Below are 19,673 nucleotides of genomic sequence, written 5' to 3'. Positions count from 1 at the left end.
TTCAACTACTTCACTATCTTAAACGTTCCTAAAAGAGAAAACGTTCATTTTTTTCGACTCTTTACAAAAAAAAGTCGTATCAAGCACATTTGATACGACTTTTTTCTATTTACTTAATTTACACGGCGACCCCTTTTACTCCAAAATTCATTACGCAAATGAACTTTTTGAATTTTTCCGGACGCTGTTTTTGGTAATTCATTCACAAAGGTAACAGATGTAGGTGCTTTAAAATGAGCTAGCTTCGTTCGTGAAAAAGCAATTACTTCTTCTTCTGTTAATAAGTGACCTTCCCGAAGCACTACAACCGCATGAGGTGTTTCTCCCCACTTTTCATGTGGAACCGCTACTACTGCCGCCTCTAAAATGGACGGATGCTCATATAATACCCCTTCTACTTCAATGGAAGAAATATTTTCTCCTCCACTAATAATCACATCTTTTTTCCGGTCGACAATATCAAGATTACCATCTTCATCAATCGTAGCCATATCTCCTGTATGCAACCAGCCATTTCGAATTGTTTCCATCGTCGCTTCAGGGTTTTTCCAATATCCTTCCATGACACAATTGCTTCGTGTAATTACTTCTCCAACTTCTTTCCCGTTGTGTGCTACCTCTTCGCCAAAATCATTGACTACTTTTACGAGAGAAGTAATGCCTGGATGACCTGCTTTTGCTTTAATTTTTGCTTTTTCTTCTTTCGAACGATCTGCTTGTGTAGAGCGCACTCGCGAAATCGTAATGATTGGTGCTGTTTCCGTCATTCCGTACACTTGAATAAATTCCCATCCTAATTCTTCTTCCACTCTCGTTACAAAAGAAGGAGGCGGAGCAGAACCTGCGATTACGACCCGCACATTTTGTTCGATTTGCTGCTGATGCTTTTCGTGATGTTGTAATAAACTATTTAAAACAGTTGGTGCCATATGCATCACTGTTACTTTATGATTGATGATTTTTTCAAAAATAAGTTCAGCTGATGCTTTTCGTAAACAAACGTGAGTTGCGCCGTTTGCTGTATAGTAAAAAGGAGAACCCCAACCGTTTACATGAAACATTGGTAAAACGTGAAGTATGACGTCTTCATCCGTCACACGTAAATGGTGCATCGCTTGCAACGCATGAATATAATTCGTACGATGAGATAACAGAACCCCTTTTGGATTTCCTGTTGTCCCACTTGTATATAAAAGAGAAGCGATATCTCTTTCGTCTATCTCTACACGGTCAAACGGAGTTTTCGGAAATTGACTTAACCATTCTTCATAAGCTAATCCTTGGGCATCTGATTCTTCTTTATAATGAACGATAATTTTTTCAACAGTCGTTAATTGATTGCGAATCGGATCAATTAACGACACTAATTCGTCATCTACAAATAATACTTTACTTTCACTGTGATTTAAAATGAACAGATAATCTTCTGGTTTAAGACGAATATTTAACGGAGTCATAATTGCTCCAAGCTGAAAAACACCGTAAAAACCTTCTAACATTTCTACTGTATTCGGTGTTAAGTAAGCTATACGATCTCCTTTTTGTACCCCAAACGCTTGTAAACCATGTGATAATTGATTCACGCGTTCATTTAATTCATGATACGTAAAAACTCTTTCATCATCAATTGTCGCAACCTTATCACCATACAAACTGACAGCTCGATCTAAAAATTGAGTTAAAACTAATGGTACGTACATCCTTCTCTCCTCCTTACAAAAATGCTTCACGCTGTTATAAAATACAAAATTAATTATTGCCTGTATTATAACAAAAGAAAGTTGAAAAAAGAACTATTTTTTAGGATTTTTTAGTTTATTGTAGAAAAAATAAAGTAGAAGTAGAAAATTTTAATATAATCATACTTCTTTTTGCCATACAGACTCTTTTTTTATTATTCGTGTTATCCGTATTTTTTCCTTCTTTTTCAAAAAAAATAAAGAGTGTAGCACCACGCACTACACCCTTTATTTTCCTACCTATCGTCTCGACGAAGGAAAAATATTATAGATTTTCAATGTTTACTAAATAGCCCCCATCAAAAAAGTAAAGATAACTTTCGTTTATTTTTACTTGCACAATTTTCTCTACTGCTTCTCGGTACATTCGAACTTGCGTTTCGTATCGTTTTTTCAATACTGGTAAGGCAGCTTGAAAATCACCTTTAAATCGGTCCGAAATGTTATCCGTTTTATAATCCACCATAATATATTGACCATTTTCTTCAAAAATAGCATCAATTACCCCTTGGATTAACACTTTTTCTTCCGAATGAATATCTTTATAAATTTCCTTTGCCTTTACGGTATAACTAAATGGTAACTCTCGTTTCATCGTATGAACATTTTGACGCATCCTTTTTCCTAAATCACTTTCGAGAAACGTCATCATGTACGTACGATTAATCCATTGCTCCTGTTCTAGCGTAATGACTTCTTTTTCAATTAATTGTTGAATAAATTGTTCTAAATCTTCCTTTGTATTTATGTTTTCAATTGGAAGATGTTGCATCACTAAATGCATTAACGTTCCTTTTTCCGTAGATGTCAACATTTTTTGTTGCATAAACAACGGTCGGTCAACGATAGGAGCAAATGGTGGTTTCACGAACTCATCGCCACCATCATGGCCGATAAATGCTTGGTTTCTCTTTAATTCGGTTACCGATTGTTTCGCTAAAAATTGTGTATCTTCTACATAAGGATAACGATAGGATAACTGCTTCGTAATTTCTTCCTTCCATTTTTTACTCGATACGAGACGTTCTTTTTTCTGAATCTTTTCTAACCAGTCATCTTGTACACTTTTTTCTCGTTTTGCTTCAAACAGTTCTTCTTGAGGCACAATTTCAATGTTCCATTTCGGTTCGTCATATTTTTGAAAAGACGGATCTATTTCAAATGTTTCAATACCGGACGGATGACGCATCATAGACGGGGCAATCCAATCTAAATAACTTTTCGCACTTTGTCGCTTTCCCTTTGCTAAAAACTGCTCTGTCGTCAAAGTTTCTTTCCATTTCTCTGTTTCATTGTCTACTTTTTTTACCGCACCAACTAAATAGAGTTTCTCCCTTGCTCGCGTTAATGCAACGTATAAAATTCGCATTTCTTCGGCAATCATTTCTTTTCTCATCGCCTTTTTCACTAATTGGAAAGGCAACGTTTCATACTTCATCCGTTTTTCGGGATCGATGACATACGTACCGATACCGAGATTTTTATGAAGAAGTACAGCTTTCCGCGTATCCATTTCATTAAATTGTTTCGTTAGTCCATGGATAAAAACAACCGGAAACTCTAATCCTTTACTTTTATGAATCGTTAAAATTCGAACAACATCCTCTTGCTCTCCTAATGCACGAGCAACCCCTAGATCAGAACCTTTTTCTTTTAAACGTTCGATAAAGCGTAAAAAGCGAAATAATCCACGGAAACTCGTTTGTTCATAATGACGAGCTCTGTCATATAATAAACGTAAATTTGCTTGACGTTGTACGCCATTTGGCATTCCTCCGACAAAATCGTAATAGCCGGTATCTTGATAAATAAACCAAATTAATTCTGATAGGGACATTTGTTGCGTTAAGTCGCGATAATGATCTATTTTCTTCATAAACGCATCTAGTTTTGTATACAATTCGCTACCGGAACGACGAATTTTTAAATATGTTTTTACTGCTTCGTAATAAGAAGTACGCTCTTTTCCTTCAATACGAATAAGTGCCAACTCTTCTCCCGTTAACCCAACAATAGGAGAACGAAGCACACTAGCTAATGGAATATCTTGATACGGATTATCAATGATTGTTAACACATTCAACATAATGGCCACTTCCATTGCTTCGAAATAACCAGACGATAAATCTGCATATGCTGGAATCCCAAATTGCTTTAGCTCTTCTATTACAATAGGAGAATTCACTTGTCCTGAACGAGATAAAATGACAATATCGCGAAATTTAATAGGTCGCATCGCTTTTAACGATTTATCAAATACTTTTTCTTGTTTTTCCATTAATTCACTAATTTTTTTAGCAATCATCCGAGCTTCTAATTGGATTTTTGTTAAATCTTCCTCCTCTTCATCTTCTACCGTTACTTTTTCTTCATCCATATCAATCAGCAACAGCTCGTTGGTTATTTCTTTTTCTTCGTAATAGGAAGCGCCAAAATAAAGAGCAGCTTGTTTATCGTACGGCATTTCCCCGACGTCTTCATCCATGATTTGTTCAAAAATCATATTCGTACTAGATAAAATTTCTTTGCGGCTTCGGAAGTTTTGATTTAAATCGATAACAAGACCCGTGTCATTTCTTGACGTATACCGTTTGTATTTAGAAATAAAAAGCGTCGGTTCCGCTAATCGAAACCGGTAAATACTTTGCTTAATATCCCCAACCATAAATAAATTTCCTGCTTTTTCGTCCGGTTTCGAAACGAGACGAATAATGGCTTCTTGCACTAAATTCGATATGGATAGGTCAACTTTTGAGTAAAAAACCCGCTAGCTTTTCCCCCCATTCACACCGTACGTGCGAGTTTCCCAGCATACGGCGTTCCATCCTTTTACAAAAAGAACAAGTTACATCACCACATTGTTTCCTTTTGTAAAAAGACTAGTGGCTATCCCTCCACAACTTATTATCATTGCTTCATTAGTACGATGCCACCACTCTCACTAACATAAAGCAAAGTTATGTTTTCCCTTGCACCGTTTCATTAGAAAGTAAGTCTTCCACGTTGTCAGCTTTCCACGTTCCAATAGCTTTATCTATCCATGTATCCCCTTAGGTGGTTCCTCTAGCCCTGTTAGCTTGATAATGCCTGTAACATTATAAGGTATTTCATAAAGACAAGTTTTACTTTACCTCACTAACTTCGTACATCATTTCTAATGTATATACCTATAGAGCCGTACATTCAGAACTTCGTCAGATATCACGCATCATTCTCACCATAGAGATTTTATAGACCCCCGGTTTATAGGTTGCATCTTTTACCTCTAAAAGACTTTCGACGGCATGACCGTTTCGGCAACTCTCAACCGACTTCACCGAGCTTATAACCATTTACTACTTACTTAATAAACAGCTATTCGGAGTATTAGAGAGAGCCTTTCAAGGCGTTACCCTTTCATTCGACTCTTCAAGCTATTAGTTCTCCTAGCATGTTTGCTAGTGACTAACCTTTTTCGTTAGTAACGTGTCGCACTGTCTTGGTATTCATCTACTAGTACTTCTTCTAAATAATCCCGATACGTAAGCGCAATATCCGATGGAACGAGATGGTCGATTGTTGATTCTTGTTTGGCTAAAATTTTTAGCGCATAATGTTCTAAATCTTCAAATTCATACATGTTTTTCTCGCGCTTTTGTATTTGTAATCGTTCATCAAATTGTTTCACGAGCGTAACCAACGTCCGAATGACTGGTTGTAACGTAGCCAAATCGTTTAAATAATCGCTTTCTTTTCTTAAAAAATAATCTGCTAGCAAAGACTTTTTAATGTCTTCTGCTGTTGTTCGATACATTTTAAACTGCTCTTGTGCCTGTTTGTTTTCACATTTTCGAATCGTCGGGAAACGGCCGAATGAACGTTGCAACGCTTCTCGATACTGATCCCAACTTGTACTAGCTTTTGCTTCCTCTAAAGCATCTAGTAATTGTTCTCCGTATTGTTGATATTTTTCAAATGTGTCATCACCCTGAATTACTTGTAATCCTTTTTTCATAACATCAATCGCTTGCTCTAATTGATTCCCAATATCCTCCTTTATAAGAGGGTAGTAAGGCAAATCTTGAAGCGATGTATATTCTTTTTCATAACCTTGTATTTGCTCTTCTAACCATTGATCAGGAAACGGATGGCTTTTTGAAAACGTATGAATCATGAACAAAATAGAGCGAAGCAAATCATCCCCGCGGTCACTACTATACATATCGACCACTCGGAAAAAATCGTCGTTTTCCTCTTTTCCGTAATATTCTTCTAACAATTCCTCTAATACTTCTTCTTTCAATAACGCAATCTCTACTTCATCCCCGAGACGAAATTTCGGATCTAAATCAATAACATAATAATATTTTCGTAGTACGTGTAAACAAAAAGAATGAAGTGTTGAAATAAGTGCTTTATTTAATAATGCTTGTTGCCTTCTTAAATGATAGTTACCAGGTTGTTGTTGTACCGCATCTTCAATTGCTTTTGCAATCCGTTGCCGCATTTCTTGCGCAGCAGCATTTGTAAACGTCACAATTAATAAACGGTCTAAATCAACAGGAGGGTCTGCTTTTGTAATTTTATGAATAATCCGTTCTACAAGTACTGCTGTCTTTCCACTACCAGCTGCAGCGGCAACTAATATGTTGCTCCCTTTTTGTTCAATCGCAGCTGTTTGTTCTTTTGTCCACATTACCTTCGCTTCATGACTCATGTGATTCACCTTCCTCTATCTTTTCTTTCATTCGATGCAACACTTGATCGTCTGACTTGATGGTTCTTAACGTCCGGTACTCATTATGATCCATACCACTATCAAACTGGCACACAGAGCGGAAGGAACAAAACGTACAAGGTGTTTTTGTTTTTAAGCGGTAAGGTGCAATATCAATACAGCCATCAGTAATTCCTTCTGCATATTCTAAAATGATTTGCTCGGTATATTGTTTTAAAACTTGATAATCATGCAACGTCATCGTTGCTGAATTTTTCGTTAATTCCCCCGTCTTTTTTATTCCTACTGGCACGATAAAGGATTGTTGTCCCGCTTCTAACCCTTCATCCATTAATTGAATCACCGCTTCCTCTTCAATCATCATTCCTTTTAACTTAAACTCTTTTAAAAGCTCTTCTTGTAGTTTTTCATTGTTCACAGGCGGGGATAGTTTAATCATCGGGTTGTGTAAACGGAAATAAAACCATCCAGCTGGAAGTGCCGAGTGACCGATTAATTTTTCGGCATGTGTGACCACTACGTCTAAATAAACGAGCATCTGTAACGCCAGACCATAATATACTTCTACTAAATCAAAAGATCGATTCCCGGATTTATAATCAATGATTCGCATATAATATTGATCATTGAGCTGTGCAACATCTACCCGATCAATTCGTCCAGAAAGCTCCACTTTCGCCCCATTTTTTAACGGATAGGCTAATTCTGGCACACGTTCATTTTTTCCAAAAGGTAATTCTAATGCTTGCGGGATAAATCCTGTTTTCATTCCTTGTTGTCGCAATACATTTGTTGCTCGGCCGACAATTTGTTGTAATTTTCGTTTAATATATTTATAGCGATTCGAGCTATATAAAATTTGATGCTGTAGTTTTTCTGCATTTTTTTCTACTACTTCTTGCGCTAATTCCATACACTTTTTTTCTGTTAATTGGTCTAATTTTTCTTCTTTCACTTGCCATACTTCTAAAATATCTTTTAACGAATCGTGGAATAACGATCCCATATCCATCGATTCTAATTTATACATTTTTCGTTCCTTTAATTGTAAACCGTAATTTGCAAATTGTTGAAATGAACATCTTCCATACATCTCTAATCGTGTTACACTTGCTTGCAAATGCTTTCCATATAAATGTTCACTAGTTGATTTAGATAACGGTTTTTCCTTATTTTCAAAAAATAAACTGCTTAAAATGGCATATGTTTGCGCTGGAATTCGTTCGAGCATTTCATTATACACATCTAGCCAAATCTCCGAAATCGGGTACCCTTTTTTCTTCTGACTTAATCGTGAAGCAAGCGTAGATAACGCTTTTCGTTCATTTACGAGCGTAAGTAATTCTTCTCGTTCTTTTTCTAACTCTGGGTCATCTAGTTTTATTTCTTCTGTTAACGCTTCAAACATCTCCATTAATTGGCCAACGAGTAAAGAGGGCAACATCGCCTTTCCTTCTTCATTAGCTAACGGATACGTTAGATACAACTTAGCTTTCGGGGTAGTGAGTGTTTGATAGATAACGAATGATTCTGTTAATAATTCTTCAGAACGCGGCGGGGCTAGTTGGATATTTTCTTCCGTTAACATTACTCGTTCTTCATCACTTAATATGCCTTCCCCATCTATTTTTTTCGGTAACACACCATCGTTTACACCTAAAATAAACAACGCTTTCACATTAGCAAATTTAGAACGATCGATATTGCCGACTAGCACTTGGTCGATTGCTGGTGGTACTAATGCAAATCGAAGCGACTCAAATCCAGCTTCCATTACTTTTTCAAAAAATGAAACGGTCATTTTTTGTTCTGGTAGTACGAGTACAAGTTGTTCAAATAAATCCATTAGTTGTTTAAATACTTGGTCGTGTTCACGGACGAGCTCGATTTCGCCTTGGTCATATGCTTCTTTCCGAATCATATTTATTTTTTTCACGATATCTAACTCATTCATATAATCATAAATCGCTTCACACATTTCTATCGCATTCGTTGCTTTTTTTACCTTTTTCTCTAAATATCGCAATGATTGAACGATGTAAGAACGGTATTCTTCTACTTCTTGTTGCCCACTAAAAGATAATTTCCATTTCTCATCATTTTGCCAATGCTTTCCGTAAATTCCTCGTTCTAATACGAAGTTTTCCAATTGATTAAATTTTTCGCGAAAATATTTTCGCTTTCCAAACTGTTCGACTGGTACAAAAAAGTCTGTTTTCACAGCACGAAAAACCGAGTCATAACGCCATTGATGTAAAACTGCTTCTAAGGACGAGCGGATGAATTCAATAAGCGGATGATGGAGCATCGACCGAGTTTGGTCAATAAAAACAGGAATATCGTATTCTTTAAAAATTGCTTCAATTAAATCAAAGTACGCATTGTCTTCCCGTACTAATAACGCGATATCTCGAAAGCGATAGTTTTCTTCCCGAATACAACGCTGTATTTCTTTTGCAATCGACTCTATTTCTATGCGGCGATTGACACATCCCCAAACCGAAATCGCTGGTGTCTCTCCGTACTTTTCCAGCGGAATTTGATACACATTTTGTTCTAAATGTTGTAAAGACGGCGTTTTACTATGACGGTAATTAGTCGTAAAAGATAGCGTTTCATCCACTTCTATATTCGTTTGTTCGGCTAAGTTCAAAAGCGTAGTATATGTTTTTTTAGAACGATAAAAAAGTTCTAATTTACTTGGTACTCCTCCTAATTCATTCATATCTAACGTAAGGGCGACATGTATTTTTCGTGCGTGTTTCATGAATGCTTCAATCACAAGTATTTCTTGTGGAGTAAACGTATCAAAACCATCTAAAAAAATAGTAGCTTCTTTCAGCCATGCAGAGTGATATAATTTACTCGCTAATAATTGCAAATAGTTTTCTGTATCTAAATAGGTGTGGTCGATTTCTTTTTCAAATGCATCATAAATGATTTGTAAATCGTGTAATTTTTCAATCATTGTTTGATATTTTGCTTCCGGACGTTGTTCAAATTGCTGCATCGTTTGCGATAAGGTATCTTGATCTACGCAATATCGTTTCAATTCCACGACCATTTCCGATAATTGATCGTAAAATCCAAGCTGATCTGATACATTTCGATACACTTTTAATTCATTGTGATGTTGCTCCACTATTTTTCGAAGAAGCATTTTTACACCTAAAGGAGATAAATGTGGATAATTCAATCCTCCAGTTTCCTGTAATATTTTCCATGATAATCGTTTAAAGCTATATACTTGTGCACGAATCATCCCATGTTCTAAACGATTCGCTAATTCATATTCCATTTGAAACGTCATTTGATCCGGAACGATGAAAATAATCGGTGGTCCAAGTGGATTTTCTTTTAATTTTTTCGCTATTTCATCTAAACAATAGGTCGTTTTTCCGGTACCAGCACGACCTAAAATAAATTGCAAGCTCACCCTACTCCCTCCTTCTTTTTCAGGCAAAAGTTCTATGATTCTTTTTCCTGTGTAAATAATACCCTAACTTCCTTCCATTTAACAGGAAAAGACTGTCTTCCATCATTTTTATCCGTTATGAGCAAAAAAACACATGTACAGTGGTTTTGTACATGTGTCGTCTATTTTTTTATTTAACTTTTTGGAGTAGCAATCGTTTTTGCTACTTCTTCAATGGTCATTTTACTATTTAATTCGTATGTTCCTAATTGTAAATACTTTTCCAATCCATTAGTTTGTAAATAATCAATTAATTCTTTTCGATCCGCGATAATTTTTTCACTCTCTAACCGCTCCGCAACATCATAAATAGATGTCCCTTCCGATACCGTTAACACAGTTGAATAAAGTTGTTCTTCTGCTGGTTGTTCAGGTTGAGCTGGTTCTTTTGCAGGTGCTGGTTCTGCAGCTGGTTTGTTTGCTTCAGGTTGTGGTGTTGCTGGTTCGTTCGTCAATGTAACACGCTTTGCATCTAACAAACTTTCATACTCTTTACTACTAACTGCAACTTTATCGTTTGCCGCTAAATACGTTTTTACATCTTCTTCTGTCACATCACGTTTCGCGCTATCAGTAAAATAAAAAAAGTATGCCAACAGACTAGTTGCAACTAAAATACCTATTGCAATTCCTCTCAGTTCTTTTTTTGACATGTTTAGACCCTCTCTTCATCTGAACCTAATACTTCATTTTCTAATGTTTTGACACGTTTTTTCAACTGATAAATCTCTTGGAATGTTTGAATCGACACATTGTCAATTTCATTATGAATTTCTGATAAATCTTCCTTTTTGAAAAAAGATAATACTAGTAAGACGATGGCTACGATAAATAATAACACAATCGCAACTTGCATATTAGTCACTCCTTTTATGTATCGTTATCTATTACATTTTCAATTTACAAAATCACACAATTTTTATTGTACAATGTTTACGCAGGAAAAGCTACTTTTCATTGATATTATTCGACATTGTTTTTATTTTTCTTGGTAAGTCTTTTAGCATATTTTTGTTCAATTTTCTTCCCTATATACCATAAAAATAAGATAAAAATAGTCATCATAATCAATTCTACTGGTTGTTTGACTAATGAACGGATGTCGTGTCCGATAAAGGAAATCGTAAAAATCATGACCATTTTCCCCAACATCACAGCTAGAATAAATTGATAGATGCTTACTTTTGATAATGCCGCGACAATATTAATAATGGAAGAAGGAGTAAACGGAAAACATAGTAATAAAAAAAGCGGGCCAAATCCGTGTTCCTCTATCCATTGTAAAAAGTGTTGAGTTTTCGGTTGTTTTTGTAACCAACGAAAAATTCGGATATGTTGCAACGAACGAATCGTAAAAAAAACAAGTAGCGCTCCACTAACCGCTCCCATCCACGACCACAAAAATCCTACAAATAATCCGTATACATTTGCGTTCCAAGCAACAAATAAAAACAAAGGTAAAAATGGGAAAAACGCTTCCGCCATCGGTAATAATATGCCAGGAAGCGGTCCGAAAGAACGATATTTTTCCATCCAATTATATATATTTTCTGGTGAAAAAAACTCTGTCAACGTCTGCATGTCCATCCAAAAAATCTCCCTCATTTGAAGAGTATCTTATAATTATTCGTTATTATCTCCACATTTACTACTATTCATTTGAAGTTTCCATGTTTTTTTCGTAAAAAAAAGACCTAGACAATAGCCTAAGTCTTCCCTCTTACAATCATAATATTATCTTCCACTGATAGGAGACCTTTTATTTTAACAATGCTGCGTATACTTCTCCGTCTAATTTCTTCGCTGCATCAGGATTATATGTTTTCACATACGTAGGATTTTGATCGATTTTTGCTCCCCAGAACATACTTTCAAAAATTCGATCAATTTCTACTTCGATTTTAGCTAATTTTAAGGAAACGTTCCCCATTGTTTCTTCTACAATCGTTGCCTTTCCGTAAATCGCAAACACATTTTCTAATCCGATTACTGTAAATACAACCGTTGGATTCGCTTTTATATTTGTCACGATTCGTGAATTATTTGTTACTGCAAATCGAATATGTTTTTCATCGGTCGGTTTTACCCAAGAAATTGCAGCAATATTTGGTGCTTTAGACTCCGCTTCCATTGTTGTTAAAATAATTAATGGTTCTTCGTTTATATAATCTTTCAATTCATTCGATAGTCTCGTAATTAATTCTTTTTCTGCCATTTACAATCAACCCTTTCTTTTTTATTATTTCTACCTTATTAAGAAATATATTTAACAATGCTGATAAAGTGATTTTTTTATCGTAAACATGTCTGTTACTTGGCTAAAGTGTTCCCCATCTAAACGACAAATTGGTTTTACTCGTTCTGGAACAATTCGATCACCCTCTAATAAAGAGTTATCAACATTAAATCCTTTTACACGACCTAAAAGCATTTCCCCAGATGCTTTCCCGTCGTCATTTTTTAATGGAATCATATCATATAGTTCACATTCTAATTTAATTTTAGCATTTTTTAAAGAAGGAACGGAAACAAAGTGACTTTCTTCTAGATGTAGTCCAACTTCTTCTATTTCACTCACATCATACGAATATTCCTTCGAACAAGCGACTAAATCGTGTAAATGGATATCATCAACAATATGTACGACGAATTCTCCTTGTTTCCAAATATTATAAGCTGTATCTTTCATTTGCCCATCTCTTTTACGCATACAAGAAATACTTAATATGGGCGGGTCAATACTTACAATGCTAAAAAAACAAAATGGTGCAGCATTGACTCTTCCTGCATGATTTAAAGTTGTTACGAAAGCTATAGGCCTAGGAACTACACACCCTGTAATCAGTTCAGCATTTTTATCTCTAGTTAGTTCATTCGAATCAAATATCATCATTTTCCCCCTGTTCTCCCAACACACTTATAGTCCTATTATAGCGTACTATGTCAAGAATTGTTATTAGATACTTAAAATTTACCGGACCGATAAATAGACCAGAGTAATCCTAAAAACATGATAAAGGAAACAACAAAACTAATTTCAACAGCAGGAAGTTTCGTTAAAAAGGAAGATGTATTTCCGAACGTAGAGCCAATAATGAGTGCAACCATCACAATACTAAAGGCCAATAACGTCACACTAAACGAAATTCGATTACTAATTCGATCTAACTTCATTAATATTTTTTCTGTATCTGATACGTGCATATTTACTTTTAATTTTCCACGCTGTATTTCTGTTAACAATCCTTTCATTTGTTTTGGTAAGCTAAACAGAAGCTCACTATATGCGACACTTTCATCCCATAATGTTTTCATTCGATTTTTTGGATGTAATCTTTCTCTAAGAAGCTCTCTTCCAAACGGTTCTGCTAATTCTAAAATACTCAATTCTGGATTTAATTTTTCCGCTGTCCCTTCAATTAATACTAATGCTTTTGCTAAAATAGTAAAATCTTTTGGGATTTTTATGTCATGCTTTTGCGCAGCTACTAATAAATCATTAATAGCTTCCCCGAGTCGTAAATCTTTAAAAGGAATATCGTAATATTTATCTCGTAAATCATCGATATCCATCCGTAAATCATCAAAATTAATCGTAATAGGAAATAACACAATCCCCTCTAATGCATTGATGATGGCATCAGTCGAACGTTGCATTAATCCAATCACAAGTGAAGAAAAACCGTACCGCATCCGCTCATTTAAACGACCGACTTGTCCAAAATCAATAAAAATCACCTTATTTTCAGGAAGAAAAAATAAATTTCCTGGATGTGGATCCCCGTGAAAAAATCCATCATACAATACATTTTTCAAAAAAGAATTAACGAGTACGTCTGACAATACTTTTCGGTCATAAATATTTTCTTTATTTTCCATTACTTCCTTCAATTTCGCACCAGATACTTTTTCCATCGTCAATACTTTTTTCGTTGTATAATCCCAATAAATTTTAGGAATCTTCACGTGTTCATCGTTACTCATTAAATGAAACATTTTATCTGTATATCTTGCTTCAACTAAATAATTCAGTTCTTCATGAATAGATCGGTCAAATTCATCTAACATATCTTGTAATTGATATCGTTTTGCCCAATCAAACCGTTTTTCTGCTAGGCGAATTAGTTCATGTAAAATATCGATATCCGTGTCTACTTTTTGTTTAATATCCGGTCGTTGTACTTTTACAGCTACTTCTTCACCCGTCGGTAAAGTAGCTAGATGAACTTGTCCGATAGACGCTGCAGCAAGAGGTTCTTTTTGAAAAGAAGCAAAAAGTTCTTCTACTGAAACACCAAATTCTACTTCCATCGTTTCTTTTATTTGTTCATATGAAAAAGATTGTACATCATCTTGTAATTTTTTAAATTCTTCAATAAAGTGTTGGGGTAACATTTCTGGATGTGTGCTTAAAATTTGACCGAATTTAATAAACGTAGGACCGAGTTCTTCCATTAACAACCGCAGTCTAACTGCCGCTGATTCTAACTCTTTAGCACTATATTGTTTCGAAAGTATTTTTTTTGGAAAAGATAGCATGTTAAAAAGACCGACTTCCTCAATAAAATAGCCAAAGCCATGCTTTACACAGGCTCCAGCTATTTCTCGAAATCGTTGGAGATGACGAATTCGTTTTATTCTATCCAATGTTTATTCTCCTTTTGTTGCTGATTGCTCACTTAGTTTCTTTTCTACTTGCTCCACCCGTGCTTGTAATGCATCAAATTCTTCTTTTGATACAAAACCAAATTCTTTCGCCCAAGCACCCATGTCCATTTGCATACGATTTTTCCATTCTGTTTGCGTTTCTTCGCCTTTTTTTACGTAAGCATCCATTAATTCTTGCGCTTCTTTCGGAGCAATTTGCCCTTTCACCACTAAGTCTTCCATATAACGTTCCATTTTTTCTTTACTCATTGCGGCAAAACCTAGCCCCATTAAAAAGCCTTTTCTTAAAAATTCATTAACCATTCCGATTCCTCCCTTTTTCGTATAACCATTATTACCTTTATTATAGCTACTTCCTATTAAAATTCCCAATTATATACTTTGTTAATCCATGATTATTTGTCTAATTGATGTATACATCAATCTTACTTCTTATTTTTTAACGTATAATAAATATAGGAAGCACAAAGGTATGTTTGTAAATATAAATGTGTGTAATAAAAAAAACGGATTCTATCATCTCGAAACATAACAATACCAAAACAAAGAGCAGCACCATACTCTTTTCGTTTCATTAACTTTATCATAATTTCAAAAATGTGTTGTTGATCTTCCTTTGACACAAATGGTGCCTCCTTCTTTTAGGCGCGACTAGATGAAAATGAACCCTTGACATTCTTACCCAATTTTATCATTATTCAAGCAAAATGCCCAACCGTATTTTAAAAATGGTTGGGCATTTTCATTAAAATGTTTTTGCAACTTCTTCTACTTTTTGTTTGCTTGCTGCAACAATTTCGTCTACTTTATCAGCAAAAGCATTCATTCCTTCTACACGAACAACAGAGTAATCTGTAATCCCGATAAAAGCTAAGATGCTTTGTAAAAATGGATTTGTAAAGTCCCAAGACTGCGCTGGTCCTTCTGAATACACACCACCAGAAGAGAAAATATGAAGAACTTTTTTATTCTCTACTAATCCAACTGGTTGTCCTTGTTCATTATATTTAAATGTTTTTCCTGCAATGACTAAATTATCGATATACGCTTTTAACATAGGTGGGAAACTTAAATTCCACATTGGTGTTGCAAAAACTACTTTATCTGCACTTAAAAATTGTTCTAAAATTTCATTCATTCTTCCTACTGCTTTTGCTTCTTCTTCTGTAAGTTCTGCTTGTGCTGCTAATTTCCCCCATGCGCTAAGAACTGTTCCGTCGATCAATGGTACATTTTCATTGTAAATATCAAACGTTTCTACTGTATCATTTGGATTTACTTTTTTATATTCATTTATAAAGTACTCCCCAACTTGTAATCCATAAGATAGTTCCATTGGTTTTGGATTTGCTGTTACATATAATAATTTTGCCATCTTTTCAATTCCTCCCAAAAATATATTAACTTACTTTTCGTTAGTTATTATAATTTAGTTACCCATGCAAGTCAACTATTTTATTATTACCACCGTTGAAACATTTTTTTTAGGCTGCTTCTCTTTATTCAGCACATCTCTTAATACTGTTGCTAATTATCCTCAGTCTATCCTTCTTCTCTTTTATACACAAATGGTTTGTTTTTTTAAAGTCAATAATTCATATTATTTTTATATGAATTATTGACTTTAAAAATAGACTATCTTATAATGACATTACCAACTAACAGAACATTTATTTCACTACTGTGAAGGGGTGAGTATTTAGATGGAAAAATTCATTCAAATAAAAACAGCGAACGGGCATATTGCTACTACTATCCATCAGCAAAAAGGAGATTTTACGAATAAACGTGTCATTTTAATTTGCCATGGATTTATCGGAAATCGAGTTGGCGTCGATCGATTATTCGTAAAAGCAGCTCGTTTTTTTGAATCATATGACTATACAATTGTTCGTTTTGATTACCTCGGTTGTGGAGAAAGTGAAGGAGTATACGTAAAAAATGGATTTGATGATTTATTAGATCAAACTAAAGAAGTGTATCAATTTATCCAAAAAACATTGAATCCTGTTTCGATTCATATGATTGGTCATAGTTTAGGAGGTGCTGTGACGAGTATATTGGCACCTCTTTTAAATCCAGATACGATTACACTTTGGGCACCGGTAGCTTATCCATTTTCCAACATTATTTCCATCGTCGGAGAACAACGTTACGTAGAAGCACTAAAAAGCGGTGAAACGGATTACTTTGGTTTTTCCTTACCCACGATTTTTTTCCAAAGCTTAGCTAACTATCATCCGCTCGAAACGGTAAAAACGTATCAAAATAAAGCCTTTCTAATTCATGGAAGTGACGATGAAGATATCCCACTTCTTCATGGGTTACAATACGGAAAAGAAAAAGTAGAGACTGTTGTTTTAGAAAATGCCAATCATACATTTTCTAATGGTTTTCATCAACAATACTTATATGAACGAACCATAAAATGGTTATCATCTGTCAAAGCTATAGCTTGAATTAGGTATTACGCCTTCTTCCCTTAAAAAAACAAACGCTGTCACCACACATTGTGACAGCGTTTCTTATGTTAGGAACGAATTTGTCCATTTCCTTCTACAATATATTTTGTTGATGTTAATGCTTTTAATCCCATTGGACCACGAGCATGCAATTTTTGCGTACTAATTCCTATTTCTGCACCAAATCCGAACTCAAAACCATCAGTAAATCGTGTCGATGCGTTATGATATACGGTAGAAGCATCCACATAATTAAAGAATTTCGCAACGTTTTCTGCTGTTTCAGAAACGATTGCTTCAGAATGTTTTGTTCCATACATTTTAATATGTTTTATTGCCCCATCTACATCGTCGACTGTTTTGAAAGCAACGATTAAATCTAAAAATTCTTCCGCAAAATCTTCTTCCGTGGCAACGTTTAATTCTGGCACAAGTTGACGACTTTGTTCGTCTCCACGAATTTCTACCCCTTTTTCTTGCAAACTTGCCACAAGTTCTAGAAGATGTTCTTTTGCCCAATCTTTTTGTACGATGATAGTTTCTGCTGCGTTACATACGCTCGGACGTTGTGTTTTAGCATTTACTGCAATAGCGATGGCCATCTCTTTTTGCGCTGATTGATCGATATACACGTGGCAATTTCCAGATCCTGTTTCAAGAACAGGAATCGATGAATTGTGTACGACGGATTTAATTAAACCAGCACCACCTCGTGGAATTAATACATCTAGGTAATCATTTAATTTAAACATTTCATTTGCCATTTCACGACTAGTATCTTCTAATAATTGCACCGCATCTACTGGAACATCTGTTTTTTCTAGTGCTTGGTGAATTACTTTTACTAATACTTTATTTGAATAAATAGCAGAAGAACTACCGCGCAATAATACAGCATTACCTGTTTTTAAAGAAAGACTAGCTGCATCAATTGTTACATTCGGACGAGCCTCATAAATCATCCCAATTACACCAAGTGGTACACGCACTTGTTTTAGCGATAAACCATTTGATCGATTCCACGCTTCTAACACTTCCCCGATTGGATCATCTAGTTTACATAAATCTTCCATTGCACTAGCCATCGCTTCAATGCGTTCTTCTGTTAGCGCCAGCCGGTCAAGCAACGCTTTTGTCGAACCTTTTTCTTTTCCAGCTGTTACATCTTTTTCATTTTCTGTTAAAATCAATGCTTTTTCGTTTCTTAATTCATCGGCAATCGCTTGTAATGCTTCATTTTTTTGTTCTGTAGTTAATACAGCAAGCTGTTGCGTCACATCTTTTAATTTTTTTGCTTTTGTCAGTAATTCTCCCATATTCATTCCCCTTTCAAAATAATTAATCCATCCCGGTGGATTGCGACTGTTTCCGTACGATTTGTCATACTTTTCGCTTCTTCACTTTTTAATCCTTTAATCATATTTAATTCGGTGGAAGAATAATGAACTTCTCCTTTTCCGATTACTTCCCCTTTTTGATTGATAATTTCGACAACTTCACCAGCAAGAAAATCACCATCTACTTGGATAATTCCTGCAGGTAATAAACTTTTCCCATGTCCAAGAATCGCTTCTTCTGCACCTTTGTCAATCACTACTTGCCCAGAAACGACCGAATGTAACGAAATCCATTGCTTTTTATTCGTAATTGATGTTTGATTCGGATACCCGATATATGTGCCATCTCCTTTACCGAGTAAAATATCTACTAGCTTATTTTCCCCTTCCCCGCGTCCAATAAATAAATTCACACCAAGGGAAAGAGCCGTTTTAGCGGCTTCAATTTTTGATCGCATTCCACCAGTACCGACTTTACTTCCAGCACCGGAAGCTTGTTGTTCTAATTGTTTTGTAATCCGAGGTAAAAAGTGATATTTTTTCGCTTGTTCATTTTTACGTGGATCTCCGTCATAAATGCCATTAATATCGGTTAAAATGACTAAAAAGTCTGCATGAATTAATCCCGCAACTAAACTGGATAACATATCATTATCTCCAAACGTTAATTCGTCGATGGAAACACAATCATTTTCATTAATAATCGGAATAGCTCCGCGACTAAGAAGCTCTGATAATGTTTGATGAATATGAGAATACCGTTTTTTATCGGCAAAATCATCTCTCGTTACGAGTAATTGTCCTACGACAATATGGAAAGAGCGAAACTTTTCCGCATATGCTTGTATTAATAATCCTTGCCCAACGGCAGCAGCAGATTGTCTTCCTGAAATAGTCACAGGTCTATTCAGATATCCAAGTTCCCCAAAACCAGCAGCAACTGCCCCTGATGAAATAAGGACTACTTCATGCCCATATTCTCTTAACTTCGCTATAGCTTTCACATGCTCTGTTATTTTTTCTTTACTTAATTCACCTTGTGGCGTTGTCAATGAACTACTTCCTATTTTAACTACAATCCGTCGTTTTAAAATCATCATCATTCCCTTTTTATAAAATAAAAAAAGCCTTGCCATCCTTCTAAAAAGGACGGAAGACTTTATACTCCGCGGTACCACCTTTGTTGATGTAAAAACATCCACTCTTATGTCTGTAACGTAGACATACGGTTAAGTTTCCTTAACTTGCTCTAGGGTAGGTTCAAAAATAGTAGAA

16 protein-coding genes and 1 other annotated feature (1 of these 17 running past the window's edge) are annotated in these 19,673 nt (G+C 35.3%); of the genes, 1 reads left to right on the top strand and 15 read right to left on the bottom strand.

The window, feature by feature from the left end:
- Positions 1 to 113 precede the first annotated feature (113 nt).
- From BN1372_RS04000 to BN1372_RS03940, 13 genes are all read right to left on the bottom strand, one after another.
- Positions 114 to 1,700, bottom strand: a complete 1,587-nt coding sequence (locus BN1372_RS04000) for a long-chain-fatty-acid--CoA ligase (RefSeq protein ID WP_062197570.1) — start codon at positions 1,698 to 1,700, stop codon at positions 114 to 116.
- A gap of 304 nt (positions 1,701 to 2,004) precedes the next feature.
- The gene (gene addA, locus BN1372_RS03995) at positions 2,005 to 4,464 is read right to left on the bottom strand and encodes a helicase-exonuclease AddAB subunit AddA (RefSeq protein ID WP_062197569.1); all 2,460 of its coding nucleotides are present in this window, start codon (positions 4,462 to 4,464) and stop codon (positions 2,005 to 2,007) included.
- A gap of 732 nt (positions 4,465 to 5,196) precedes the next feature.
- Complete coding sequence (locus BN1372_RS03990; RefSeq protein WP_062197568.1) at positions 5,197 to 6,435, bottom strand: UvrD-helicase domain-containing protein; 1,239 nt, start codon at positions 6,433 to 6,435, stop codon at positions 5,197 to 5,199.
- Positions 6,425 to 9,892 carry a helicase-exonuclease AddAB subunit AddB gene (gene addB, locus BN1372_RS03985; RefSeq protein WP_062197567.1) on the bottom strand — a complete coding sequence of 1,156 codons (3,468 nt, stop codon included), beginning with the start codon at positions 9,890 to 9,892 and terminating at the stop codon, positions 6,425 to 6,427. The genes BN1372_RS03990 and addB overlap by 11 nt, the downstream gene beginning before the upstream one ends.
- Positions 9,893 to 10,065: 173 nt before the next feature.
- A complete protein-coding gene (locus BN1372_RS03980) occupies positions 10,066 to 10,584 on the bottom strand; it encodes an endolytic transglycosylase MltG (RefSeq protein ID WP_062197566.1) in 519 nt (172 codons plus the stop codon).
- 2 nt (positions 10,585 to 10,586) lie between these two features.
- Complete coding sequence (locus BN1372_RS03975) at positions 10,587 to 10,787, bottom strand: hypothetical protein (protein ID WP_062197565.1); 201 nt, start codon at positions 10,785 to 10,787, stop codon at positions 10,587 to 10,589.
- A gap of 107 nt (positions 10,788 to 10,894) precedes the next feature.
- A complete protein-coding gene (locus BN1372_RS03970; RefSeq protein ID WP_062197564.1) occupies positions 10,895 to 11,518 on the bottom strand; it encodes a TVP38/TMEM64 family protein in 624 nt (207 codons plus the stop codon).
- Positions 11,519 to 11,690: 172 nt separating this feature from the next.
- Positions 11,691 to 12,146, bottom strand: coding sequence for a pyridoxamine 5'-phosphate oxidase family protein (locus tag BN1372_RS03965; protein ID WP_062197563.1), 456 nt, complete (start codon positions 12,144 to 12,146; stop codon positions 11,691 to 11,693).
- 51 nt (positions 12,147 to 12,197) lie between these two features.
- Positions 12,198 to 12,821 (bottom strand): flavin reductase family protein, encoded by a 624-nt coding sequence (locus tag BN1372_RS03960; RefSeq protein ID WP_062197562.1) that lies wholly within the window; start codon positions 12,819 to 12,821, stop codon positions 12,198 to 12,200.
- Between the two features lie 74 nt (positions 12,822 to 12,895).
- Positions 12,896 to 14,578: an ABC1 kinase family protein gene (locus tag BN1372_RS03955; protein ID WP_062197561.1), complete on the bottom strand. Its 1,683-nt coding sequence runs from the start codon at positions 14,576 to 14,578 to the stop codon at positions 12,896 to 12,898.
- Between the two features lie 3 nt (positions 14,579 to 14,581).
- Complete coding sequence (locus tag BN1372_RS03950; protein WP_062197560.1) at positions 14,582 to 14,902, bottom strand: phasin family protein; 321 nt, start codon at positions 14,900 to 14,902, stop codon at positions 14,582 to 14,584.
- 122 nt (positions 14,903 to 15,024) lie between these two features.
- Entirely contained in the window at positions 15,025 to 15,222 is a 198-nt protein-coding gene (locus tag BN1372_RS03945) for a hypothetical protein (RefSeq protein ID WP_062197559.1), read from the bottom strand.
- 122 nt (positions 15,223 to 15,344) lie between these two features.
- Positions 15,345 to 15,974: an FMN-dependent NADH-azoreductase gene (locus BN1372_RS03940; protein ID WP_062197558.1), complete on the bottom strand. Its 630-nt coding sequence runs from the start codon at positions 15,972 to 15,974 to the stop codon at positions 15,345 to 15,347.
- Between the two features lie 328 nt (positions 15,975 to 16,302).
- Here BN1372_RS03940 and BN1372_RS03935 point away from each other — a divergent pair, with 328 nt between their 5' ends.
- On the top strand, positions 16,303 to 17,058 hold the full coding sequence (locus BN1372_RS03935) for an alpha/beta hydrolase family protein (RefSeq protein ID WP_062197557.1): 756 nt from the start codon (positions 16,303 to 16,305) through the stop codon (positions 17,056 to 17,058).
- 71 nt (positions 17,059 to 17,129) lie between these two features.
- Here the strand turns inward: BN1372_RS03935 and BN1372_RS03930 are convergent, their stop codons facing one another.
- Together BN1372_RS03930 and proB are read right to left on the bottom strand one after the other, a co-directional pair.
- A complete protein-coding gene (locus BN1372_RS03930; protein ID WP_062197556.1) occupies positions 17,130 to 18,377 on the bottom strand; it encodes a glutamate-5-semialdehyde dehydrogenase in 1,248 nt (415 codons plus the stop codon).
- 2 nt (positions 18,378 to 18,379) lie between these two features.
- Positions 18,380 to 19,534: a glutamate 5-kinase gene (proB, locus tag BN1372_RS03925; protein WP_082418940.1), complete on the bottom strand. Its 1,155-nt coding sequence runs from the start codon at positions 19,532 to 19,534 to the stop codon at positions 18,380 to 18,382.
- A gap of 6 nt (positions 19,535 to 19,540) precedes the next feature.
- Positions 19,541 to 19,673, bottom strand: a binding site (T-box leader); it runs 78 nt beyond the window's last position.

This window comes from Massilibacterium senegalense (assembly GCF_001375675.1).
GTDB lineage: Bacteria > Bacillota > Bacilli > Bacillales > Massilibacteriaceae > Massilibacterium > Massilibacterium senegalense.
This window is presented reverse-complemented; position numbering and strand designations above follow the sequence as displayed.

Excerpts from the sequence above, each read along its gene's own strand:
- BN1372_RS03975 (WP_062197565.1), bottom strand. The coding sequence starts at position 10,787 with ATGCAAGTTGCGATTGTGTTATTATTTATCGTAGCCATCGTCTTACTA.
- BN1372_RS03950 (WP_062197560.1), bottom strand. The coding sequence starts at position 14,902 with ATGGTTAATGAATTTTTAAGAAAAGGCTTTTTAATGGGGCTAGGTTTT.
- BN1372_RS04000 (WP_062197570.1), bottom strand. The coding sequence starts at position 1,700 with ATGTACGTACCATTAGTTTTAACTCAATTTTTAGATCGAGCTGTCAGT.
- BN1372_RS03960 (WP_062197562.1), bottom strand. The coding sequence starts at position 12,821 with ATGATATTTGATTCGAATGAACTAACTAGAGATAAAAATGCTGAACTG.
- BN1372_RS03940 (WP_062197558.1), bottom strand. The coding sequence starts at position 15,974 with ATGGCAAAATTATTATATGTAACAGCAAATCCAAAACCAATGGAACTA.
- BN1372_RS03930 (WP_062197556.1), bottom strand. The coding sequence starts at position 18,377 with ATGGGAGAATTACTGACAAAAGCAAAAAAATTAAAAGATGTGACGCAA.
- proB (WP_082418940.1), bottom strand. The coding sequence starts at position 19,534 with ATGGCAAGGCTTTTTTTATTTTATAAAAAGGGAATGATGATGATTTTA.
- BN1372_RS03935 (WP_062197557.1), top strand. The coding sequence starts at position 16,303 with ATGGAAAAATTCATTCAAATAAAAACAGCGAACGGGCATATTGCTACT.
- BN1372_RS03980 (WP_062197566.1), bottom strand. The coding sequence starts at position 10,584 with ATGTCAAAAAAAGAACTGAGAGGAATTGCAATAGGTATTTTAGTTGCA.
- BN1372_RS03970 (WP_062197564.1), bottom strand. The coding sequence starts at position 11,518 with ATGGACATGCAGACGTTGACAGAGTTTTTTTCACCAGAAAATATATAT.
- BN1372_RS03965 (WP_062197563.1), bottom strand. The coding sequence starts at position 12,146 with ATGGCAGAAAAAGAATTAATTACGAGACTATCGAATGAATTGAAAGAT.
- BN1372_RS03990 (WP_062197568.1), bottom strand. The coding sequence starts at position 6,435 with ATGAGTCATGAAGCGAAGGTAATGTGGACAAAAGAACAAACAGCTGCG.